Consider the following 24,038-nt stretch of genomic DNA (forward strand, 5'->3'; position numbering starts at 1 on the left):
ATTTTGTCGGTGTAAAATAAAATTTATGTTTATTTGGTAAATATTTGGATTATTTTTGAACACAAAAAAGAAAAAAGAAATACAAAATGAAAAGCGATGGCTTGGGAATAATATTTTGCTTCCTAATTCTACTTGGGATTTTTTCATCCTGTCACAAAAAAAATATTGAAAATCAGACACCTACCGTAGCGGTGCGTTACGAAAATGGAAGGGCTTTCCTGTACAGGAATGGTGCCCCCTATTACATCAAAGGTGCCGCTGGAACTGAGCATATGGATAAGGTAGCGGCATTCGGCGGGAATTCGATCAGGACTTGGAACCTGCAGGATGCCGACAGCATTTTGGATAAAGCCCACGAACTTGGTTTGACGGTGACGCTAGGAATCGAAATCGGTCGCCCACTTTGGGGAAATGATTTCGCCTACTGGAAAACTTGGGAAGTGGATAAGAAAATAGAAGAAATAAGGCCCTTTGTAGAGAAGTATAAAGATCATCCTGCCCTGTTGATGTGGGGGGTTGGGAATGAAGTGAAAGGGTATGGAGGTGGAACTAGGTTAGAAGTTTACTATATTACCAATCAAGTCGCGAAGATGGTCAAGGAAGTTGATCCAAATCACCCAACAATGACTGCTTTGAATCATTCATCCAAAATTGACTTCCTTACCAGCCTAGTTTTATCACATATCGACGTCTTGGGTTTTAATGCCTTTAGAGACTTAGACCGCATGTCTGGAAAGATATACGGGGAAGACGGATGGAAAAAAGCCTATATTTTTTCCGAGTGGGGAACTTGGGGTCATTGGCAGGCACCAGAAACCGAATGGGGTGCGCCCAAGGAATTGAAGGACGCTGAAAAAAGACATGCCATTGAGCAGAATTGGAATATCATGCAGCAGGATTCCTCCCTTCTTTTTGGGGGGTATGCTTTCTATTGGGGACACAAGCATGAGGGTACCCAAACCTGGTTCAGTTTCTTCTCCAAGGAAGGTCTTGAAACGCCTTCCCTTCAGTTTTTAAAAGAAGCATGGTCTGGAAAAACGGTGGAAAATGCCGCTCCTTATGTCAGCGACATTTCGATTGACGACCCAAAAAGTTTTGTCAGGGACAATTTATACCTGGAAAGCGACAAAATCTATACGGCTAGTGCACTGGCAGAAGATCCCGAAGCAGACTCATTGGAATTCATTTGGGAAATCAGGGACGAAGAAAATTACTTTCTTGATAAAAACTATTCCAACCCAATCGACTCCCTGATTGTGGATACAAAAGGACCAAGAGTCCAATTCAAGACCCCAAAAGATGAGGGTCCGTTCAGGATTTTTGTCCATGCACTTGATGGCCGGGGGAATTTCTCCTCCTACAATATCCCATTTTATGTCCTGAAAAGGTGAATTAAGGGTGTTATTGATTCAAATTTCCCCTTTGCTTGGCACTACATGATAAATAAAGATTTTATTCCTCTACCCAAGCTTGCATTCCTTCCTACGTTTCTTGAATAACCCTCATCCCGCCCCAATAGGCACCCATCTTGTGTCTTGCATCTTGTGTCTTGCATCTTGTGTCTTGTGTCTCCTGTCTCACATCTAGCTTCTCACCTATACCTCCATATCGTCCAAAGTATCTTGTACCCTGCCCCAATCACGCCTTTGACGGTGCCGGAGACTTTGGAGACTCCGATACGGCGGCGGTAGTCCACAGGGATTTCGGCTAGCTTCCAGCCCGCCTTGGCGGCCTTGATCTGCATCTCGATCGTCCAACCGTAGTTTTGGTCCTCCATCCCAAGAATGCTCAGCTTGGCCCAGCGGGCAGCACGAAATGGCCCTAAATCGGTAAATTTCACGCCATAAAGGTAATCCATCAGGCGCGTAGCCAGCCAATTACCAAAGCGCTGGGGAATGGTCATGCTGCCCCGTTCTCTTTTTCCCAAAGCCCGGGAACCTATCACCAAATCGGCCTTTCCATCTTGGATGGGTTGGATTAGGTTAGCCATTTGCGCGGGAAAATCGCTGAAGTCCCCATCCAAAAAAACAAGAATGTCAGGTCGTACTTCCTGCTTCGATATCCAAGCCATGCCTGTAAGGCAAGCTTTGCCATAACCCATTTGGGGTTCGTCCAAGACGATTGCGCCGGCATTTTCTGCTGCTGCCCGGGTATTGTCCGTAGAAGCATTGTTGACCACGACGATATGCCTGACAAAATCAGGAATTTCAGCGATCACTTTGCCGATGGACTGCTCCTCGTTGTAGGCGGGAATCAACACATCTACTACCGGGAACTGATTTCCTTGCATTTGCGAATTGACTGTTGACAAATTTTTCTCATTCATTCTATGTGTTTCCAACGGCTTTCCTGAACAAAGCCTATCTAGGCATTGATCTAATGCCTACCAAGGATTGGATCCCCACCATCAGAAATCCTAATCCAAGCAGCAGGTGAAATACCAAAAAGGGATAGGTATGAGAAACTGCGGACAAAATGGCTATGGATAGAAAGAGAATCCCAAATGATAATTCCAAATAGGTACTTACCGGAACTTGAAAGCGATGATAGGCACTTTTTTGCAAAGCATGATCCCCTCCGACCAAATTGTACTTCGGTGTCCTGACAAAGGGGGACTTTTTTCCGGTCCAGGCTTCCCAAACCGCCTGAGAGTTGTGCAAAGCCAAGCCCATCGAAGCCGACAGAAACAGTGGCAGTTCCCAAGCAAAGCGGAGCCAACGCTTCGGAGAATGCCCAGAAAGACTGCTGTTGGCAAAAAAATAAACCATGGCTATGACGACAAACCCGAGCAGAAACACCGCTGCGGCACGAAAATATTGCACATCCAGTAAGCCCTTGTAGAACCCATACCAAATCGGAATGCTGCTGATTGCTGCCGTCAGAATGGCCACGAAAATCGCCGAATTGAGCAGATGGGCCATGGCATGAAGCTTCTTTCTCAAACTGTAGGGTTTTCGCAGTACCTCCCCCAAATGCTTGACCGCACACTCGGCTCCGCCTTTGGTCCAGCGGAACTGCTGGGATTTGATCGCAGGCATCACGGGCGGAAGTTCGGCAGGCGACTCGATATCCGGACGGTAGACAAATCGCCATCCCTTTTCCTGGGCCCTATAGCTCAGGTCCAAATCCTCCGTGAGTGTATCGTCATGCCAATTACCTGCGTCTAGAATGCAGCTTTTCCGCCAAATTCCTCCCGTGCCATTGAAGTTGATGAAAGCGTTTTGGGCGTTACGGCCCATCTGTTCTACCGTGAAATGGGCATCGAGGGCAAAGGCCTGTAAGCGGGTAAGCACGGAATAACCTTCATTGAGGTGCGTCCAGCGGGTCTGTACCAAGCCGACTTGGGGGTCGGCAAAATGCCCCAATGTTTTGCACAAAAACTCCGGGTCAGGTACAAAATCCGCGTCAAAGATCGCGATAAACTCCCCTCTTGCCCTCGCCAAGCCTTCCCGCAAAGCGCCCGCCTTAAAGCCCTTTCGGTCTGTCCGGTGGATGTAGACAAATGGAAATCCCGGAAACTCTTTGAGCTTTGATTGGATGATTTTTTGAGTCCTGTCGGTGCTGTCGTCTAATATTTGGACTTCCAATTTGTCCAGTGGATAGTGGATTTTTGCCACGGATGCCAACAGTCTTTCGACCACGTACATTTCGTTGAAGACGGGTAATTGAATCGTAACAAAAGGTAAGGGAAGGCTTTCCTCGCTGAGAGGTGCGGGTTTTTCCTTATTGAATTTAAAAAAATGCCACAGCAGGTCCGCTTGTGCCAGCGCATAGGCAAACACAAACAGCATGGCAAGGAAGTAAATTCCCAATGAAACGTAAATAAACAGCATCAGGCGTTGAGGGTGATGGAATTGTTCCCGATCAAAATGGGCTTTTCATTGATTCTGCCCTCTTCGTCGGCATTTTCGAGCTTGAGTACGCCCCTTGGGCAGACTGCACTACAAACACCACAGCCTACACAGGAGGACCTGACGATATTTTGTCCCCGCTGCGCATACCAGCGGACATCGATGCCCATTTCGCAATAAGTCGAGCAATTGCCACAGGAAATACACTGTCCGCCATTGGTGGTAATCCGGAAGCGGGACTTAAAGCGCTGTACAATCCCCAGGTATGCCGCCAAAGGACAGCCAAATCTACACCAAACGCGGTTACCCATCAAGGGGTAAAATCCCGTACCCACTACACCTGCAAACGCGGAACCGATGGCAAAGCCATAAATGCTGTGCAATTGGTTGGTCGCTTGGCCCAAGAGGGCAAATTCCGTGAAGTAATTGGCAATCGTCAGCCCAGTCATCAATATGGCAAAAACCAAAACGCCGTGAATCAGGTACCGCTCTATTTTCCAAGCCTTGACGGATTTGTCGGAAAGCTGCCGATAAGGGTCGCCCAAGGTCTCGGCCAGTCCGCCACAGCCGCAGACCCAAGAACAGTACCATCTTTTCCCAAAGAAATAAGTAAAAATAGGCACCCCCAACACGATGAGTATTATCCCCCAAATCAGCATGAACATACCCAAAGCCCCGGCATTGACCATGCCGTCGATTCGGTAATCGTAGAAAAAGGAGTAATCCAAAGGCCAGATATTTTTGAAATCATGCCAAGGCATGTTCATCAAGACCATGATTTCGGGTAAAAGAAAGGCAAAGGCCAATTGGAAAAACATGACCGAGACGGTGCGGATGGTTTGGTAGGCATTGCCTCTGTACTTGCGAAACATCCGGATACCCATGACGATAATAGCCAAAGTGTACACAAAGCCGTACAAGAACCATTGGCTGGCGGGATTGCCGGAAAGTGCCATGCTGATCGGGTCAACCATCAGGACAAGGTTTGTCAGGTATTCCGGAAACCAGTACAGCACGATGTAAAAAAGAATGAGCCAAGTCCCGGTCAATATTCCCAAAAGCCCTTTGGATTTCATCGAAGAAAAGAAAATCCCGTCATGCTTGATCCCTTCGGGCTTGCCACGGTACATGGGCAGGATGTACATCAGCGCCCCGACAACTCCAAAAACCACCGTGATGAATAAATAGAAATGAGGATTTTGGCTTACAGGGCCAAGTGCGGAGGCCTTGGTCAAGGCGAATGCATAATTATCCCAAATGACCTTGTCCCATTGCTGATTGGCTTTCATTGCGTCATTGTAGCCTCCGAATAGGCGGTTGAATTCCCCCATAAAGGCAAAGTTGGAGCTGAACTCCTGCCCGACCATAGGCGCCAGGACTTCCTCCATCACGCCGAGATGCTCGGTTTTCACGCTCGCCGCTAAGGTTTCCTTTTCCAGCTTGTAGCTACCAATGAAAGGCAGCACCGAAAACAGCAGCAAGCTGATTACAAAAATGACGATTCCGGCTTGTTGGAACTGCTTCATACCTTGGTACCGAATAAGTTTTGGAACAATGATTTTAGTGCGGGTTGCAGGGATTTCCCGTATTGCTCGTTGTAGGCAGCAAGGACATCCTTATGCGGGGAATCAAAAAACTCCGGATCAAAATTCGCCTTTTGCAGGTGCAAAAGGACCTTTTCCATCATCCATCCTTCGGCGATGGCCTTGTCGAAATAAGCATGCCGAAGCCGCCAACCAAGGGCATTTACACCCTTGATTTTCTTGTCCGATTTCCCAAAGACGATCCGAAAACACCTTTTTCCCTTTGGGTCTTCCCAGTAGAACCAATCCCAATCTGCAGGCAAAGCCGTAGGCACGGTCCCGTAGGTCTGGTACTCAATATCAAAAAACTTGGCGGAATTGAACCAAATCCCTGGTTTGTAGGGGACAGCTTTGCTATGGGTCAGGTTGTGGGCCAAGGTCTCCCCGTGCATACGTCCCGTGTACCAAACCTGCTCGATGTTTCTGCGATCAGGCGCCGGGGCTTGCTTGAATTCGGCACAATCACCGATGGCATATACATCGGGGATGTTGGTTTGGAAAAATTCATTGACCAATATCCCGCGGTTGGTTCCCAGTTCGGAATTTCTTAGGAATTCAATATTTGGACTGACACCTACCGTCAAGCCTACGAATTGACAGTCGATCTTTTCTCCAGATTTTGTGCTGACAGCCTTTACCCGACCTGAACTGTCGCCAATGATCTCTCCCAATTCCGTACCGAGACGCAAGTCGATATGGTGCTCGCGGATATGCCTTCCAATGAGTTGGGCTTCTTCCTTCGGCAGGACGTTGTCCCAGAAGTTTTCTTCGCGCACGAGGAAGGTGACCTCGATTTTGCGGCTCGCCAGCATTTCGGCCATCTCGATGCCGATAAGTCCCCCGCCGACAATGACCGCCTTTTTGATATCCTTGGTATTTTGCTCCATCCGCTCCAAATCCTGCAGGGAATAAAGTCCCTGTACCCCTTGCAAATCCTGTCCCGGCCAGCCAAACTTATTGGGTTTGGAACCCGTCGCGAGGATCAAGACGTCGTAAGCGTCGGTGCCGCCATCACGGTATTCCACTTTTTTCCCCTGAAAATCAACCGTATCGACCCAAGCCCGCTTGAGATTGATGCGGTTTTTTTCCCAAAATCCATCTTCATATGGCTTGGTATGGGCATATTTCATATGTCCCATGTAGATGTACATCAGGGCAGTTCGGGAAAAAAAATGGTCGGACTCGCCCGATACCACCAAAATCTCCGCTCCCACGTCTTTTTTGCGGATGTGCCGGGCGGCGGTGATGCCGGCGATGCCGTTGCCGATTATGATGATTTTGCGGTTATTCATTGAGCGCCCAATTGTACTCAAGATGGGAAATTTTAGCGTTCGGTTTGATTTTCACCTTTGAATATTGGTTGAGAAAATCGATCAGGGAGCCTTTTTTGGTGAAATCCTCCTGAAACCAGGAGAAAATCTGGGAGATTTCCGCCTTGTCTGCCGCGATACGGTTGCGCTGCGGATCGTTGATAAATTGGCGGGCAACGCGGTCGAGTTGGCTTTCCAGTTTCTCCGGCACAAAAGCCTCATTCAGCAAAATGGGGCAGGAAAAGGATGCGCAGTTGATCGCGAAATGTATCCTCGGTTCGTCAAATTCCTTCCTGAGAATCTTATGCTCAATCTCATCCAAGGAAGCAGGCTTTCCGCCGATTTTGAAGAACTCGATGTGCCAAACCGTATTGACGACGGGAATATTGACCTTGGGCTTGATGTCACGGATGCTTTTGACAGGGTAATGGTCGATAATGAGCTTGACGGTAAAGGCATTGTAGGCATTGATCCAATAGGCTAATTGCTCCTGCTTGGACCATTTGCCGCGGTCTGGTGCGTTGTTGGAAAGCAGGTCCAGATAAGTCTGGAGTTTCTGCTTGTCTTGGATAAAACCCTTGTAGGATACCTTTCCTGCGGGCGTTACATGCTTTTGGAGCAACTCCTGCCAAATCGCATGGCTTGGCGGTACCGAACCTTGCTGTCCCAAGTCAGACGTGCCGCAGGAGAGGTTGAAAAGGAATAGGGCAAAAGTGAGAATGACTTTCATCGGAGGCAAAGCTTGGGATTTGCATTTCAATATTGAAGATATAGGAAAAACTCCCAGGCTTTTGTCTTCAGGCGGACATTTTTGCGCCTATTTTCTGTAGGCGGAAACCTCACACCACAAGTAGCGAGTTACTTTTTTGGCGCACGATCAGGATAATCAGTGATGATGCCGTCGACGCCCATATCGAGGAGTTTTTCCATCTGTTCGGTTGTATTGACAGTCCAGGGGATCACCTTCATGCCTTTTTGATGCAAAAAATCCACCGTCTCTTTCGTCAACATACCAAAGGCAGGCGAATAAATCTGCGGCATAAAGCCCAACTTATCGAGCTGCTGCTGTGGCGTACCTGCCGTTTCGATCAACATTGCCAGGGGAACATCCGGGTATTTCTCGTGGATGTATTGCAAAACTCGAAAATCAAAGGACTGGATATTGACCCGCTCCCAACCGACGGATTGGGATATCTGCTGTACGACAAGGTCGGAAAATTCAGCTACAGTTGGATGGTAAATGCCATCTCCCTCGGGCGAACTTTTAATCTCGATATTGTAACGGGGTGCGGGAAGGTTCCTGTCTTTGGCATATTTTTCCGCCACGGCAATGACATCGGCCAACTTCGGCTTTGTCGCATGGAACTTGACCTGCTCCGGAAATCCACGGTGAGGTTTGGTTCCACAATCATATGCCAGGACTTCCGCATAATCCATTTGGAAGATATTGTGCGATCTGTCGGCGTTGGGGATTTCCTTACCCTCCGAATCGAGGCAAATGACCGGATTCATAAATGGCTCGTGGGAGAGAATCAGCACCTTGTCCTTGGTCACTGCCAAATCCATTTCCAAGGTTGTGACACCCAAGTCCATGGCTTTGATCATGGCCGGAATCGTATTTTCAGGCATCAGGCCACGGCTGCCCCGGTGGCCCTGCAGGTCGTAGGAAAATTGTGCGAAAACAGCCAATGGAAAAAGAAGTAAAAACAGTAATGATAAGTGAAACTTCATCGTTTTTTCCTCCAATTTAATCCAAAAACCAGAAGACTGGGGTTTCTGCAGGTTATTGTTTTGTGAAAAATCGAGTGATGCTGCGTTCGAAGACGCAGCATAGCGACTGGAATCACTTCACCACATCCGCATACAAATCAAACTCCGTGGCTTCAAAAACCTGGGCTTGGACAAAATCGCCGACACGGCAATAATGCTTGGACGCGTCAATGAGTACCTCATTGTCCACCTCCACGGAATCGTATTCTGTCCTACCGACAAAGTAGCCTCCCTCCTTCTTATCGATCAGCACTTTGAATGTTTTGCCGATTTTCTCCTGGTTGAGGTCGTAGGAGATTTGCTCCTGGATCTCCATGAGTTGGTTGGCACGCTGCTGCTTCACTTCATCTGGCGTACTGTCTTCCATGGAAAAGGCATGGGTATTCTCCTCATGTGAATAAGTAAACACGCCCAAACGCTCAAACTTCATGCGCTCGACAAAGTCCACCATCTCCTCAAATTCCTTCTCACCCTCGCCCGGATGCCCGGCAATCAGGGTGGTACGAATCGCGATCTCAGGAATCATTTCCCTGATGGAATGGATCAACTCTTCCTGTTTTTCCCTCGTAGTACCGCGTCTCATGGCCTTAAGCACGTCCGTGGAACCGTGTTGAAGGGGAATGTCCAGGTAGTTGCAGATGTTCGGGCGCTCTTTCATTACTTGGATGACGTCCATCGGGAAGCCTGTCGGGAAGGCATAGTGCAAGCGAATCCAATCGATCCCCTCCACATCCGATAACCGTGCGAGGAGCTCGGCAAGGTTTCTTTTTTTGTACAGGTCCAAGCCGTAGTAAGTGGAATCTTGGGCAATCAGCAGCAATTCCTTGGTGCCATTGGCGGCTTTGTGTTGGGCTTCACGGACAAGTTCCTCGATGGGGCGTGACACGTGGCCTCCCCGCATCAGCGGAATCGCGCAGAAAGAACAAGGCCGATCACAGCCTTCGGAAATTTTCATGTAAGCATAGTGCGCCGAATGGGTCAACAAGCGCTCCCCTACCAACTCGTGTTTGTAGTCTGCCTTGAACTTCTTGAGCAAAGCCGGCAAATCACGGGTGCCGAAGTAGGCATCGACTTGGGGGATTTCTTTCTCCAAATCGTCCTTGTAGCGCTGCGAAAGACATCCCGTAACGTACACCTTGTCCACCAATCCCCGCTCTTTGGCGTCAACGTACTGCAGGATCGTATCAATTGACTCCTGCTTGGCATTGTCGATAAATCCGCAGGTATTGATGATGACGATGTTATTGTCCTTGGACTTGGATTCGTGGAAGGCATCGATGCCGTTGCCTTTCAATTGGGTCAACAGCACCTCGGAGTCGACCAAGTTCTTGGAGCAACCCATCGTGATGATATTGACTTTGTCTTTCTTTAATGTTCTCGCTTTCACGCTATTCGGGAATTAGGCTGCAAAGGTAAGGGAAAAGGTTGGAAAGGTTGTAAGGGTTTCAAAGTTGGAAGGTTTTTAGGACTTGAAGATTGAAAAATTGAAAGATTGCGAGATTGGGTGTTCGTTATTGTTTGTTGGGAAATGGTAATTTGAATGCGCCTAGCCATTGGTGTCCAAAGAACCCGGTGACCGTTCTCAAGGTCTAAAATCTCAAGTCTCGTATCTCAATTTAACCATTTACCCCGCAGCTAGAAAAGAATTCCTTTTTGGATTTGGAAAAATGAGACCTGGTGATTTACTTTGTATTTCAAAGTACTTTTGGTTAGCATTTAACCTACCACACCATGAAAAACCAAAGATTAAACATCATCATTTCGATCGTAGTCTTCCTGTTGCTGATACCGTTTTTGGCCATGCAGTTTACGGATGAGGTAAACTGGTCCCTGTTCGATTTTGCTGTGATGGGCATACTGCTTCTATCGACCGGAACCTTATTGGATTTGGTGCTGCGAAAAGTAAAAACCTTTCAAAAAAGATTGCTGCTGGGATTCGTGGTGCTGTTAGCCTTTTTCCTCATTTGGGCGGAGTTGGCTGTAGGCATCTTTGGATCACCATTCGCAGGGTCCTGATAGGATGCAAAAAATGCGCTCATCAAGTGTTTGTTTGCAACAAATTCCGGAACGTTACGGAATCATTAAGCGAGGCGGAAAATGTTCGCTTTAACTTAAAATATCCTTAACGATTAATTTCCAAGTCCGGGATTCAATCTTTCTACTTTTGATCCCGTACAGCAAACGAACATTTTTTAATATCCTTGCAATGAATTTTTAGGCGACGATGTGAATCGTCGCCTTTGCTGTTTCTGGGAAAGAGTGTATTGAGGTAATATGCTACTGTTTTCTACGCTTTTTATGTTCCGAGGGCGTCATGCCGGTCAACCTCTTAAACTGCGAAGAAAGGTGCTGCACAGAGCTGTAATCCAGTTTCCAAGCAATTTCGCTAAGCGTGAGCTCTTCGTAGGAAAGCCATTCCTTTACCTTCATGATCTTTTGCTCGATAAAATACCGCTCAAGCGTAATTCCCTCCATGCTGCTGAACAATTGGCTCAATGCGCTGTAATCCTCTCCCATCTCAGTCTTGATAAATTCCGAGAGCAAAAAACCCGACGGGATCTCTTCCCTTCCGAGCAGTGCTGAAAGCAGGTTCTTGATTCTTTCGATCCGTTGGCTATCCCGGTCTTTGAGTACTTCGAATCCAAGGGCAAGCAGGCGCGATTCGAATGCCCTCATTGAAGGTTCAGTGATCAACTCAGCCAGTACCACTTTTCCCAGTTCGACCTTTTCAAACGGAATCGAAAGCTGGGAAAGTGCTGCCTCCACCGCCATGATACAGCGTGGGCAGACCATATGCTTGATGCGGATTTCCTGCATTGTTTGGGTCTTATAATTTCTAAACCAATGTGCGGTGTTCGAAAGTTCTCGCCAATGATTGGCTTGAATCGAATTTCACATAATTTGGTGGAAAAATATAGGCCCAATGCACCCCATCATCACCAAGGATACCCCGATTACTTTTGACAGAAAACATTATGACGACCAAACACTCCTCGCGCTCTACGAATCGCTGCTGATGCCAAGGAGGATAGAGGAGAAAATGTTGATTCTGCTACGGCAAGGTAAGATTTCAAAGTGGTTTAGCGGTTGGGGACAGGAAGCGATCTCGATCGGTGCGGTCAACGCACTGCAGGCGGACGAGTACATACTTCCGATGCACCGCAATTTGGGCATTTTCACGGGGCGCATGCTTCCCTTGGATAAACTCTTCGCCCAATTCCAAGGGAAAAAATCGGGCTTCACCAAAGGCCGTGACCGCTCTTTCCATTTCGGAACAAACCAACATCATATCGTCGGCATGATTTCCCATTTAGGTCCACAGATGGCCATTGCGGATGGGATTGGATTGGCCTACAAACTAACAGGAGAAAAGAAAGCCACGCTTGTGTTCACCGGTGATGGAGCGAGTTCCGAGGGGGATTTTCATGAAGGACTCAATGTCGCTGCGGTCTGGAAACTGCCTGTGATATTCGTGGTGGAACACAATGGCTATGGGCTCTCTACGCCCAGCGAGGAGCAATTTGCCTTTGAATATTTCACTGCCAAAGGTCCGGGCTACGGCATGGATACCGTTCGGGTGGATGGCAACAATGTCCTCGCCATGTACGATGCCATCAAAACCGTTGCTGAAGATATCAGGCAAAACCCAAGACCAGTCCTCGTCGAAGCCATCACATTCAGGATGCGTGGACATGAGGAAGCATCCGGCACCAAGTACGTCCCGAAATCCCTCATGGAAACCTGGGCACTCAAAGATCCCGTCGAAAACTACGAAAGGTACTTGGAGGAAATAGGCGTTCTCCAAGCCGAAACCAAGGAAAAAATCAACAAACGCATCAAGGATGCCATCAACAAGGGCATAGAAATCGCCTTTGGGGAAGCGGATATCGTGCCCGATACCGAGGAGGAATTGCGGGATATGTATGCGCCGTATGCGCAAGTACCCATCCTACCTGCCGGCTCCAACAAATCCGAAAAGCGCTTCATCGACGCCATTTCGGAGGGGCTTCGCCAATCCATGGAACGCTTCCCCAACCTCATCCTGATGGGGCAAGACATTGCAGAGTACGGCGGGGCGTTTAAGATTACGGACGGATTTGTTCAAAAATTTGGCAGGGAAAGGGTACGAAATACTCCGCTTTGCGAAAGTGCCATCATCGGTGCTGCTTTGGGCCTCTCCGTCAAGGGCTACAAGTCGATGGTCGAAATGCAGTTTGCCGATTTTGTCTCCGTCGGCTTCAACCAAATCGTCAATAACCTCGCAAAAATACACTACCGATGGGGACAAAACGCGGATGTCGTCGTCCGGATGCCCACGGGTGCGGGCGTAGCTGCGGGACCATTCCATTCCCAATCCAACGAGGCTTGGTTTTTCCACACACCGGGCCTAAAAATAGTCTATCCTTCCAATCCCTACGATGCCAAAGGCCTGCTGAACGCAGCCATTGAGGACCCCAATCCCTACCTGTACTTTGAGCACAAGGCGCTTTACCGCTCGATTTCCGAATCCATTCCTGACGATTACTATACGGTCGAAGTAGGTAAAGCCAAACTTGTCGCTGAAGGGAATTCTGTCAGCATCATCACGTATGGCATGGGCGTGCATTGGGCGAAGGCAGCGGTGGCAGAATTGGATGCGGATGCGGATATCTTGGATCTGCGCACGCTTTTGCCATGGGACAAAGAATCGGTCGAAAAGACGGTACGGAAGACGGGAAAAGTCATTTTTCTCCAAGAGGATTGCCTCACCGGGGGAATTGGTGGGGAAATCATCGCTTGGATCTCCGAAAACTGCTTCGAATACCTCGACGCGCCGCTGATGCGGGAAGGTAGTCTGGATACGCCTGTTCCCTTTGCGCCGAGCTTGGAAAAGAACTTCCTGCCCGTCAACAGATTCAAAGAGAAGCTGAGGAGGTTGATGGAGTACTAGAGAGAGGTTATAAGGTTATAAGGTTATTGGGTTATTGAGTAATTGGGATATAGAGTTGGGTTGTTGGGATATAGCCACGGATAAAGGATTGGGGGATTTGTTGTTGGTTTAGAGGATTCTTTTGTAAATTTCAACTATGGATATCGAAGAAAAAATTTCCAAAGTCGAAGAGCCTTCAGCGGAATATGGAGTCTACACCTATGAAGATTACCTTTCCTGGAATCTGGACGTGATGGTCGAGCTGATCAAGGGAAAGATTTTCAAGAAAGCCGCTGCAGCGCCGAGACGGAGGCATCAGGGTATTTCTGGAAATGTATTCTCAAGTTTTCACAGTTTTTTGAAGGGCAAGAAGTGCAAGGTTTACGAAGCTCCATTCGACGTGCGCTTGCCAGTCAAGTCCAAGAAGAATAAGGACATTCATACTGTTGTTCAACCTGATATCTGCGTGATCTGCGACCCTTCAAAATTGGATGATTTCGGTTGTATTGGTGCACCAGATTTGATCATCGAAATTCTCTCTCCGGGTAACAATCAGCTCGAATTGACCCGCAAATACGATGTGTATCAAGAAAGCGGCGTTCGGGAATACTGGATTATCCATCCTGACGAACACACCTTATTGGTGTACACCTTGGTGGATGGATTCTATCAGCCATCGCGACTGATGACCCACGGGGATGTGGTCAAATCTATAGCTGTTCCCGGATTTGAGTTAGAATTAGGGGAGGTATTCAGGGATTTGGATTAGTCTCGATAGACTTGCCTTAACCCGAAAATAGGTCTGAACGTATATTGGAGCATGAAATCTTTTGTCATCACCTTTTTTCTTTTTCTAACGATTCCCGTCATCGGTTTTGGACAGTATTGGAATTTTGGATTTCATGGCAACGCAGCTTGGTCGGTCGGTGAACTCAAGGAAAATGCAGGCAGCTTGGTTTTTCCGGAATTTGGCTTCTCGATGGGCTATCGCTTCCTTTCTCCCTTGGAAGTGGGCATCAACATCGGCTACGGCCTACACGGTACTAAGCTTGAAAAACGAAACGATCTATATCCCGGCTACACCGACGAAATGCGCATCCGACGCAACAACAATCTCGTCAGCTTGATGTCATACTTGCGTTATTATCTGGAAAAGGGCCAGAAAGTGCATCCATTTTTCGAAGCTCAAATTGGTGCCAATCACTTTTACACACGCTACATCATCCGTGAATTCCAATTTGGAGAACCCATCGAAGAAGGGCGCGACTACTCGGATTGGGTGATGTCCTATCGCTTTGGAGGCGGTATCAAAATGCCCTTCAAAAACCCTGAAAGCGGGCATTGGGAACTCAAACTGCTTTATCATGACACTGGCTCGGTCGAATTTCTCCGCAAACAGGACACGCAATACCGCCCCGACCTTGGCGATGGACAATTCATCTACACCCCGGTCAGAAGCACCATCAACCTGCTACATGCAGGCATCGGGGTGGTTTTTTACGGTTGGTAGGAAAAGGGCAGACTCAACGTCTAGATAGAAAAACCACCAACAACAGCTTACGTTATCGGACGGATTCCGTATTTTTAAACTATGGAAACAAAGGATGAAAAAAACGTAGTGAATGAGCCATTTTCGGCCTACGGAACCTATTCCTATGCGGATTACCTGACTTGGGACATCGACTACATGGTCGAGCTAATCAAAGGGAAAGTATTCAAGCAAGCGGCAGCCGCTCCGAGTCGAATCCATCAGGAGATTGCGCTCAAGATTGCCGTAAACCTTACAGATTTCCTGAGGGGCAAAAAATGCAAAGCCTATATAGCACCATTCGATGTACGTCTCCCTGTTAAATCAAAAAAAAACGAGGACATCTTCACCGTGGTACAGCCGGATATCTGTGTGGTCTGCGACCCTTCCAAGTTGGATGAAATGGGCTGTGTCGGGGCACCCGATTTGATTATGGAAATACTGTCTCCCGGCAGCAACAGCAAAGAGCTCAAAAACAAATACGAGGTCTATGAGGAAAGCGGCGTAAATGAATACTGGATCATCCATCCTTCGGAAAAAACGCTGTTGATCTACACTTTGATAGACAAAAAATACGTGCCTTCTAGGCTTTTTACCTTAGGAGACAAAGTAAAATCCAAAGCCATCAACGGCTTCGAAATGGACTTGGATGAGGTTTTTGGGGATCTAGAGGACTAGGGTAGGCATTTTCTAATCGATTAAACCGAAAACCACTCCTCCACATGGCATTGAATTTGGCAAAAAGAAACTCCCAACCCTGTTTTGGTAGGGAGCACCTTAGTTCAAAACAAAAGGCTTAAGGCAAATTCCCGTTACCGGTGCTGGCAAAGGTATCCTTGCAAATGCAACTTCCGTCTCCTCCCAGCGCAGGCGCATTCCTGTTGGAATTTTTTCACCATAATGCGACCTAAGCTGTTTGATGGTCTCGTTGTCCTTTACCGATAGACTGACTTTGGCTAGACCTTGGGTGATAATCCCCAATTCCTCCGCGGCACCACGCGATAGATCAATGATCCGTTTTGAATTTTGAGGCAGACGGTCATTGACCTTCACCCACACGGACTTCCCGTTTTGTTGCAATGTGACTTGGACCATCGTCCCGAATGGCAGGCTTTTGTGGGCGGCAGTCATCTCTTCCATGCGGAATATTTCACCGCTGGAAGTCTTTCGCAGGTGGAATTTCTTCCCATAATAACTCGCCGTCCCCTCTTGGATGGTCAGGAACTCTTCCAGTTCCTTGGGCTTGACTTGGGCTCCGAAGAGGGCCGGCATCAAGCACAACAAGGTGACCACCATATACTTTCCAACTTTCATGTGGCTGCTTTTGGCAATTTATGTGCCAATTTACGACAAAGCCCCCGCGAGGGTTTGCAGCCCTGCCTTTCCTTGAATATCTTAGGTGATATTTTGGGAAGGATTTCCCTGACTGTCCACAGTATAAAAAAATGATCAAAATACTCCATACAGCCGACTGGCACCTGGGCAAGCGGCTCCAAGAATTCCCAAGAATCGAGGAACAAAAAGCCGTTCTTGCGGAAATTGTCGCCATAGCCGACACCGAAGAAGTGGACCTCGTGCTCCTTGCCGGAGACATCTTCGACAGCTTCAATCCGAGCCATGAAGCCGTCGAGTTGCTGTTCAAAACCCTCAAAAAACTTTCCCGAAATGGTACACGGCCGGTCATCGCGATTTCGGGAAACCATGACAGCACCCAGTTCATCGAAGCACCTGATCCACTCGCGCGTGAATTGGGAATTCTGTTCTATAGTAGGTACGATTCGGAGATTCCGACCGGCCAGTTGGACTCGGGTATTCAGATCAGCCGTTCGGAGCCGGGCTTTGTGGAGATTGCACTCCCCAAGTTTCAATTTCCAATCCGGGTCGTTTTGGCACCCTATGCAAACGAAGTCCTGCTCAAGACGTATTTGGGCGAGGCTGACCGCGAGCAAGAGTTCCGCGGGCTTTTGGCCCACAAATGGCAACACCTGGCAGACAAGTATTGTGATGGGAATGGAGTAAACCTGTTTGTTGGCCATTTCTTTTTTGTCCAAAAAGGTCAGCCCATCGAAATGGAACCAGAATCCGAGCGGCCTATTCTCCACGTCGGCGGGACACAGGCACTGTTCACACAGGATATCCCCCAACAAATACAGTACGCGGCCCTTGGCCACCTCCACCGATACCATGCCGTGGTCCAAGAACCTTGTCCACTCGTGTACGCCTCCTCGCCCCTCTCCTATTCCTTCAGCGAAGCAGACCAGCAAAAGCGGGTGGTCATCGTGGAACTCTCACCCAATGAGCCCGCCGTCTTCAAACCGATCGGCCTTAACAGCGGACGGCCGCTGTACCGCAAAACCTTCGACAATCTCGAATCAACGATCCAATGGCTGGAAGAGAATCCCTATTGCTTTGTCGAGTTGACCTATGTCACCGAATTCGCCATAGACGCAACCGTCCGCAAAGCCATCATGAAAGCCCATGACGGCATTGTCAACTTGATTCCCCAAATCAAAAACCCACAAGGCGGGGCGGAATTGAGTCTGAAGGTAGAAGATTTGCAAAGGGACATGGTTACCCTGTTTGGGATGTATTACCAAAGCGAAAGAGGGCATGAACCCAGCCCCGAATTGATCGGGATTTTCAAAGAAGTCATCAGCCAAGAATGAGAAACATCCAAGGGTTTTGAACCCTTGGATGTTTTAAACCCGTCAGGTTTTATGTCAAAAACTTTAGATAAATCATGATCCCAGTAAAACTCGAGATAGAAGGCCTTTATTCCTACAAGGAAAAGCAGACTGTGGACTTTGGGCAGCTGACGGCGGCGGGGTTGTTCGGGATTTTTGGCGCCGTTGGGAGCGGAAAGTCGTCCATCCTCGAAGCCATCCTCCTGGCGCTCTACGGCAGCACAGAGCGGCTTTCGGAACGCAACGAAAAAAGCAGCATGCTCAACCTGCAGCGGGACAACTTGCTGATCCAGTTTGAGTTTCTCTCCGGAAAAAACAACGGGAAACACTACCTGGCACGCTATGCCGCCAAGCGCAATCCCAAAAACCCGGAAGAAATACGGCCCGCCGAACATTCTTTCTATTTGAAATCGGAATCAGAATTATTGCCGCTCGATCTCGCTGCTGAGGACATCGTGGGCATGAAAAAGGAACACTTCAAACAGACCGTAATCATTCCTCAAGGAAAATTCAGGGAGTTTATCGACCTCACACCCGGACGCAGGGCGGAGACGATGAAGGAACTCTTTGGGCTCGAGCGGTTTGACCTATCCGCACCCACCAGCCATTTGCTCAAACAGGCGCGGGAGGAAAAAATCCGGCTGGAAACCAGGTTGGCGGGCCTGGAGGGTATCAGCCGGGAAAACCTGTTGGTAAAGCAAACCCTCCTGCAGGAAATCGGCGAACAAGAAAAGGACCTTCATGCTGCCTTTAAAGCAACAGAAACCGCATTTAAGCTCCAAGAAATCCTTCGCACTAAGCACCTTCAATTAACAGATTTGACGAGGGAATGGGACCTGCTTGACCAAAAGAGACCCGAAATCGAGGAGAAAAAACGGCTTTGGAAGGACTTTCTTCGGGCAAAGACCCACCTAAAGCCGATTTGGGAACAGCGGGAAGAAGCCAAGATCGACCTGGAAAAATACCGGGTAAGTGCCAAGAACTGTGCGGATTTCAAGGAATCCTATGCTACGGAGGTAGAAAAACTTGAATCTGAGGAAAAGGAATTGAAGAAAAAGGCAGACGAAAGACCCCAACGGGAAGCCAAAATCCGGGACCTCAAAAAGGTCATCGAAATCCAACAGTTGTCCGCAGACTTAAAGAATGCGGAAAAACAGGTAGAAACCCTCAATCCCCATATCGAATCCCTCAGAACCTCCCAAAAGGAAACAGAGAAATCCGTCAAGGAAAAGGAAACCGAGATCGAAAGCATTCGGCTTCCAAGCACAGATGAAATCACAGAATTGAAAGCTGATGCAAAGGACTGGACCAACCTTGAGGCGCAGGAATCAAAGTTGGCAGAGGAACTGCTTCAGCTGAATCTGACTTCCCAGCAACTGGAGGCGTCGATATCCTCCATCCAAAACCAGGTGCCGGCTTCATTTGCGAGTCTTTCCGACTGGATAGAACAACAAAAACTGGAGATCCAATCCCTGGAGGCAAGCCGGGAAATTCTTCTGAGCAAAACAGGCCTTGCGGCGCACGTCCATCTCCTCGTGGACGGGGAAGCCTGTCCACTTTGCGGAGCGACGGAACATCCCAACCCGCTTACTTTTGGCGAGGAAAAAACCAAACTTGAAGAAATCGCAGCGAAAATCGAAGCTGCAAAATCCACCTTGGATGCTGCGTCCAATTTTTCGCAACAACTATCCGGACAAAAGATCAGACAGGAAAACCACCTGCAAAACCTCGCTGCGAAGGAAAAAGACCTTGCGGATATCAAGCTTCAACTCCAAACCCTAATCGAGAAACTTCGCGGGAAACATATTCACTCCAAGGAATCTTTGACATCACTGATCAAAGACACTGACTTCTCCTACACGCAGAAAGAAAATCTCACGCAAGAAGTAAGAAGGTTCAGAAAAGCACTTGAGGAGGGAAAAGCACTTTTGGAAAAAGAAGAGCTGCAACTCCGCGCCGCGGAACAAGCACAACTGCGACTCCTCAGTACAATTTCCGCGAAAAAGGAGGAAATCAAGGATCCTGCTTTTGCCAAATCATTCATGACAAAAGGAACAGCCGAGATCGAAAACATGATCCTCAATGTTCAAAAAGATATCGACCTCACCAACCAACACTTGGAGGGAAAGCGAAAAGTCCTTCAGGAAACACGTGCAAAGCAAGCAACAAACTTAGCAAACCTTGACACCTTCAATTCCCTCGTAGAAGCCACGGACAAAAAAATCCGAGACCTGCAAGTCCAGTTCGAAGCACTGAAAAAAGAACACGGATTCGAAGACGAAAAGGCTTTAGTGACTCTTTTCCAGCATTCCCTCGATGCGGAAAAGGTAGACTTGGAAATCCGCAAGTTCGAGGACAAAAGCATGTTGATTGCCAGCAAGATTCAAGAACTGAAGTCCGAAAAAGGTGTCTCCGAGTACGATGAGGCCCAATTCCTGAACCTACGTTCGCAGCTTGAAGACCACAAAGACCGACTGGATGCCATCCGGAAAGACATGACACTGCTCGAACAGGAAATCCAGTCCATGCGGTCCAAGATGCTGGAAAAAGAGAAAATCGAAGCAGAGTACGGGTTGCTCGACCAACGGGAAAACCATCTGAAAGAACTGGATAAGCTCTTCAAGGGAAGCGGTTTTGTCAAATATGTGAGCAGTATCTATCTCAAAGAACTCTGCCATACTGCCAACAAGCGCTTCATGAGCCTGACCAAAAACCGTCTCAGTCTGGAAATCGACGATTCCAATACATTTTTTGTACGGGATTATCTGAATGGAGGGAAACTTCGCCTCCTCAAAACCCTCTCCGGCGGACAGACTTTTCAAGCTTCCCTTTGCCTCGCGTTGGCTTTGGCCGAAAAAGTGAAATCGCTCAACCAAGCTGACCAGTCTTTCTTCTTTTTGGATGAGGGATTTGGTTCACTGGACAAGGATTCACTGAGGGTGGTGTTTGAGACACTCAAATCACTCCGCCACGAAAACCGTATTGTTGGGATTATATCCCATGTCGAAGAACTGCAGCAGGAAGTCGGGGTGTATGCCAAAGTCCACCTGGATCCCGAATTGGGCAGTCAGGTGGGGTATTCGTTTTGAGAGGTGAGATAAGGAGGAAAAACAGAAATCAAAGTATTGAGTAAATTTACTCAATGCGTTGAGTAAATTTTTTAATTTGAAACAAATCGTTGTAAATCAATTATTTACAACAAGGTATTTGGGAGATCAAATAAAAAAAGACAGCCGAAATGACTGTCTTTTCTAGAATAAATCGATCGCATCTATTTCTAAAAACTCCTGCCAAGGGATGCCGTTTGCTCCGACGAGGAGAACCTTGTGTGGCTGGAATTTTTCCTTGAAAACCGATAGTCCCGAGGTATTCCCTCCATGTCCGGATTTCACTTCAATCCCTATGGCTTTGCCTTTGTATTCCAAAACAAAATCCACCTCATCATTCACTTCCTTCCAATAGGATAGGGACAACCTCTTGTCCCTGAAAGTCTGATTGAGCAGGTGGGCCCCAACGGCTGATTCCACCCACCGTCCCCAAACGCTAGGTTGCTGTGAAAGCGTCTCTAAACTTTCTCCCGAAACTCCGGACATGATCGCTGTATTGTGGACCTGGAACTTTGGGCTGGAAGAACGCTTCCTGACCATATTGGGACTGTATTTCTCCAATCCCCCCAGCAGGCCGGCATCGTTGAGTAGATTCAAATAGTTGGCCAGCGTAGTGGTGTTACCGGCGTCCGAAAGCTGCCCCATGATTTTGGTAAAACTCAAAATCTGTCCCGAATAGGAAGCGCCAAGTTCAAAAAGCCGCTTCATCAGGGCGGGCTTGTCCACCCTTGTGAGCATCAGTATATCCTTGGAAATGCTCGTTTCCAACAAAGAATCCCGGATATAGCTTTTCCACCGCTCTTCGTCCGATTTCAAAGTAATCGCACCCGGATAGCCTCCAAACCATACGAATTCCTCCGGGCTGAGGCCAAATGCCTCCCTCATTTCCCTAAGCGACCAATGCCCCAAGTAAGTCGCCTCAAACCTCCCGGCAAGGGATTCTGTCAGCCCTTGCTGCAGCATCAGTCGTGAAGATCCCAGCAGGACGAGACGAATATCCCGCCCATCTGCAGTATCCTTATCCCACTGGGCTTTGACCTGCTCGCTCCAGTTGTCGATCTTCTGTACTTCGTCGATCACCAACAAATAAGGCTTATCGGAATCCTGGGATTGTCGGATTCTGGCTACATCCCATTGTTGGGCAATCCAAGCTTGGTCACCTGCCGGTACCGCATCGGCAGCCACAAGCTGTGAAGGGTAATCCAATCCGGCCATGACTTGCCTGACCAAAGTAGTTTTGCCGATTTGCCTTGGTCCATACAGCACTTGGATAAACCGCCTCGGTTCATCCTTCAACCTCCCCAGAAGTATGCTTTTATCAGCGCGATAATAGGACATTGTATTGATTTTTAATGCATTACAAATTTACACGATTTATTGAGTAATTTTACTCAATATATTGAGTAATTTTTCTAATAACCGATTAAATACCTGTTTTTCAATATTTTAAACAGATTGTTTGAAAGAATACAAGGCGAGAAAACATTAGAACCTGAATTGAGCAGATAATCCCCATGTGAAAACTCCATCCTGTATTGGCGCCTTTCATGGATGTTAATAAAAGCATAATCAAGCAATTTGCCCGAGCAGCCTTGGCTTGGTGTATCTTGGACTTTATTGAAAAGATCACAGACATGAGAAAAAGCATTTTTCTTTCCATGCTGTTGCTTTCTGCCTCCTTGGCTTGGGCGCAGCAAAAGATCAGCGGAACCATCTATGAAGACAGCAATGCCAACGGCAAAAAGGAACGGCGCGAAAAGGGAATACCGGCGGTTGCCATTTCCAATGGTATAGACGTCGTGTTGACAGACAAGGATGGGCGCTATGAACTCCCCATTGCAGAAGATCAGACGGTTTTCGTCATCAAACCATCGAGCCATGACCTGCCAAAGGATGCCAATAACATTCCCAAGTTCTACTACATCTACAAGCCCAATGGCTCCCCTGCCAACATGACTTATCCTGGCGTCAGGCCGACGGGACCATTGCCAAAGGCTTTGGATTTTGGGCTGTTGCCGGGGAAAAACGAGAAAGAATTCACGGGTTTGATATTCGGAGACCCGCAAACCTACACCTTGGATGAAATGGAATATTTCAAAAAAGGTATCGTTGCCCATGCCAAGCAATCCCAAGGCATCACCTTCGGCGCATCCTTGGGGGATTTGGTGGGCGACAGACCGGATTTCTTCCCACTGTATGCACAGGCAATCGGGCAGGTCGGACCAGTATGGTACCAGCTTATGGGCAACCACGACATGAACTTTGACGCAAAAGAGGATGCCTTCAGCGACGAATCATTTACCGCCAATTTTGGCCCTGCGACATATGCCTTCAATTATGGAGATGTCCATTTCGTCGTTTTGGAAGACATCCTTTATCCGGATCCTCGGGACGGGCAAGGGTATTGGGGTGGCTTGCGGTCTGACCAGTTGCAGTTTTTGGAAAATGACCTCAAACTCGTTCCAAAAGACAAATTGGTGGTATTGCTGATGCACATTCCGCTGTTTGAAGAAAACGGGGATAGTTTTAGGGATGCCGATAGGGAGAAAATCTTGTCCCTGCTCTCTCCCTTCGCCAACACGCTGTCGATGTCAGCCCATACCCATTACATGAAGCAAACCTTTTTTGGCAAAAAAGATGGCTTCGAAGGTGCAAAACCCCACCACCACTTCAATATTGGCACACCCTCTGGGGACTGGTACAGCGGCAAAATCCAAGCCGACGGGACACCGGAATCCACCATGCGCGATGGTTCGCCCAAAGGCTATGTCTACCTGGACATCAAAGGCACCGAATACCAAGCCCGGTACCAAGCGGCCGGAAAGCCCGCATCCTATCAGATGGAAATCTTTGCTCCCAAAGTCCTGGCCAAAGGCGTGCGGACCAATGCGAGCATCATCGTGAATTTCTTCACGGGCGCGCCGAGCGACAAGGTCCGCTACCGCATCAACAATGGCGAATGGAAAGCCATGACCCACATGGAGAGCTATGACCCAACATTCATGCTTAAGGTTTTTGAATGGGATACGACGGAGACCGTCATGCCCGGGCGCAGGCCTTCCAATCCCGCGATGACCGACCACCTTTGGCGGGCGCCGATTTCTTCCGACTTCCCTGTCGGGGAACACACGATTGAGGTCGAGGCAACCGATATGTTTGGACAGGTACATCGCGCAAGCAAGAAGTTCCGGGTGGCGCAATGATCTAAGTGAATAAAAAAAAAGAATCCCGATCCTTTGCAGGGTTGGGGTTTTTTACGTAAAACTAGAATTGATTTAGAATGATGATTCCAATCC

19 protein-coding genes are annotated in these 24,038 nt (G+C 48.1%); 9 read left to right on the forward strand and 10 right to left on the reverse strand.

The window, feature by feature from the left end; translation table 11 throughout:
• The first annotated feature begins 191 nt into the window (after positions 1-191).
• Entirely contained in the window at positions 192-1,391 is a 1,200-nt protein-coding gene (locus C943_RS14455) for a glycoside hydrolase family 2 TIM barrel-domain containing protein (protein WP_008629191.1), read from the forward strand.
• A 200-nt stretch (positions 1,392-1,591) separates the two neighbouring features.
• Here C943_RS14455 and C943_RS14460 read toward each other — a convergent pair whose 3' ends face one another.
• The 7 genes from C943_RS14460 to rimO all read right to left on the reverse strand — a co-directional run bounded on the left by C943_RS14460 (position 1,592) and on the right by rimO (position 9,901).
• The gene (locus C943_RS14460; RefSeq protein WP_040480899.1) at positions 1,592-2,290 is read right to left on the reverse strand and encodes a glycosyltransferase family 2 protein; all 699 of its coding nucleotides are present in this window, start codon (positions 2,288-2,290) and stop codon (positions 1,592-1,594) included.
• A gap of 70 nt (positions 2,291-2,360) precedes the next feature.
• On the reverse strand, positions 2,361-3,833 hold the full coding sequence (locus tag C943_RS14465; protein WP_008629193.1) for a cellulose synthase family protein: 1,473 nt from the start codon (positions 3,831-3,833) through the stop codon (positions 2,361-2,363).
• Positions 3,833-5,377, reverse strand: coding sequence for a 4Fe-4S binding protein (locus C943_RS14470; RefSeq protein WP_008629195.1), 1,545 nt, complete (start codon positions 5,375-5,377; stop codon positions 3,833-3,835). The genes C943_RS14465 and C943_RS14470 overlap by 1 nt, the downstream gene beginning before the upstream one ends.
• Entirely contained in the window at positions 5,374-6,726 is a 1,353-nt protein-coding gene (locus C943_RS14475) for an NAD(P)/FAD-dependent oxidoreductase (RefSeq protein ID WP_008629197.1), read from the reverse strand. The genes C943_RS14470 and C943_RS14475 overlap by 4 nt, the downstream gene beginning before the upstream one ends.
• Entirely contained in the window at positions 6,719-7,474 is a 756-nt protein-coding gene (locus C943_RS14480) for a DUF547 domain-containing protein (protein WP_008629199.1), read from the reverse strand. The genes C943_RS14475 and C943_RS14480 overlap by 8 nt, the downstream gene beginning before the upstream one ends.
• Positions 7,475-7,602: 128 nt before the next feature.
• A complete protein-coding gene (locus tag C943_RS14485; protein WP_008629203.1) occupies positions 7,603-8,475 on the reverse strand; it encodes a glycerophosphodiester phosphodiesterase in 873 nt (290 codons plus the stop codon).
• Between the two features lie 112 nt (positions 8,476-8,587).
• Positions 8,588-9,901, reverse strand: coding sequence for a 30S ribosomal protein S12 methylthiotransferase RimO (gene rimO / locus C943_RS14490; RefSeq protein ID WP_008629205.1), 1,314 nt, complete (start codon positions 9,899-9,901; stop codon positions 8,588-8,590).
• Positions 9,902-10,245: 344 nt separating this feature from the next.
• Between rimO and C943_RS14495 the strand changes: the two genes are divergently transcribed.
• Positions 10,246-10,530, forward strand: a complete 285-nt coding sequence (locus tag C943_RS14495; RefSeq protein WP_008629207.1) for a hypothetical protein — start codon at positions 10,246-10,248, stop codon at positions 10,528-10,530.
• A 261-nt stretch (positions 10,531-10,791) separates the two neighbouring features.
• Here the strand turns inward: C943_RS14495 and C943_RS14500 are convergent, their stop codons facing one another.
• Entirely contained in the window at positions 10,792-11,331 is a 540-nt protein-coding gene (locus C943_RS14500) for a helix-turn-helix domain-containing protein (protein ID WP_008629209.1), read from the reverse strand.
• 106 nt (positions 11,332-11,437) lie between these two features.
• Between C943_RS14500 and C943_RS14505 the strand changes: the two genes are divergently transcribed.
• The 4 genes from C943_RS14505 to C943_RS14520 all read left to right on the forward strand — a co-directional run bounded on the left by C943_RS14505 (position 11,438) and on the right by C943_RS14520 (position 15,629).
• On the forward strand, positions 11,438-13,444 hold the full coding sequence (locus C943_RS14505; protein ID WP_008629210.1) for an alpha-ketoacid dehydrogenase subunit alpha/beta: 2,007 nt from the start codon (positions 11,438-11,440) through the stop codon (positions 13,442-13,444).
• 136 nt (positions 13,445-13,580) lie between these two features.
• Entirely contained in the window at positions 13,581-14,192 is a 612-nt protein-coding gene (locus C943_RS14510) for a Uma2 family endonuclease (RefSeq protein WP_008629211.1), read from the forward strand.
• A gap of 51 nt (positions 14,193-14,243) precedes the next feature.
• Positions 14,244-14,933, forward strand: a complete 690-nt coding sequence (locus C943_RS14515; RefSeq protein WP_008629212.1) for a hypothetical protein — start codon at positions 14,244-14,246, stop codon at positions 14,931-14,933.
• Between the two features lie 81 nt (positions 14,934-15,014).
• Positions 15,015-15,629: a Uma2 family endonuclease gene (locus tag C943_RS14520; protein ID WP_008629213.1), complete on the forward strand. Its 615-nt coding sequence runs from the start codon at positions 15,015-15,017 to the stop codon at positions 15,627-15,629.
• A gap of 99 nt (positions 15,630-15,728) precedes the next feature.
• Here C943_RS14520 and C943_RS14525 read toward each other — a convergent pair whose 3' ends face one another.
• Positions 15,729-16,265, reverse strand: coding sequence for a septal ring lytic transglycosylase RlpA family protein (locus C943_RS14525; protein WP_008629214.1), 537 nt, complete (start codon positions 16,263-16,265; stop codon positions 15,729-15,731).
• A 131-nt stretch (positions 16,266-16,396) separates the two neighbouring features.
• On the opposite strand from C943_RS14525, the gene C943_RS14530 reads away from it, so the two are divergent.
• On the forward strand, positions 16,397-17,617 hold the full coding sequence (locus C943_RS14530; protein ID WP_008629219.1) for a metallophosphoesterase family protein: 1,221 nt from the start codon (positions 16,397-16,399) through the stop codon (positions 17,615-17,617).
• 74 nt (positions 17,618-17,691) lie between these two features.
• On the forward strand, positions 17,692-20,724 hold the full coding sequence (locus C943_RS14535; RefSeq protein WP_008629220.1) for an SbcC/MukB-like Walker B domain-containing protein: 3,033 nt from the start codon (positions 17,692-17,694) through the stop codon (positions 20,722-20,724).
• A gap of 162 nt (positions 20,725-20,886) precedes the next feature.
• Here C943_RS14535 and C943_RS14540 read toward each other — a convergent pair whose 3' ends face one another.
• Positions 20,887-22,080 carry an ATP-binding protein gene (locus C943_RS14540; RefSeq protein ID WP_008629221.1) on the reverse strand — a complete coding sequence of 398 codons (1,194 nt, stop codon included), beginning with the start codon at positions 22,078-22,080 and terminating at the stop codon, positions 20,887-20,889.
• A 296-nt stretch (positions 22,081-22,376) separates the two neighbouring features.
• On the opposite strand from C943_RS14540, the gene C943_RS14545 reads away from it, so the two are divergent.
• The gene (locus tag C943_RS14545) at positions 22,377-23,945 is read left to right on the forward strand and encodes a calcineurin-like phosphoesterase C-terminal domain-containing protein (RefSeq protein ID WP_040480903.1); all 1,569 of its coding nucleotides are present in this window, start codon (positions 22,377-22,379) and stop codon (positions 23,943-23,945) included.
• The last annotated feature ends 93 nt before the right edge of the window (positions 23,946-24,038 follow it).

The sequence above is a fragment of the Mariniradius saccharolyticus AK6 genome, from assembly GCF_000330725.2.
Taxonomy (GTDB): domain Bacteria; phylum Bacteroidota; class Bacteroidia; order Cytophagales; family Cyclobacteriaceae; genus Mariniradius; species Mariniradius saccharolyticus.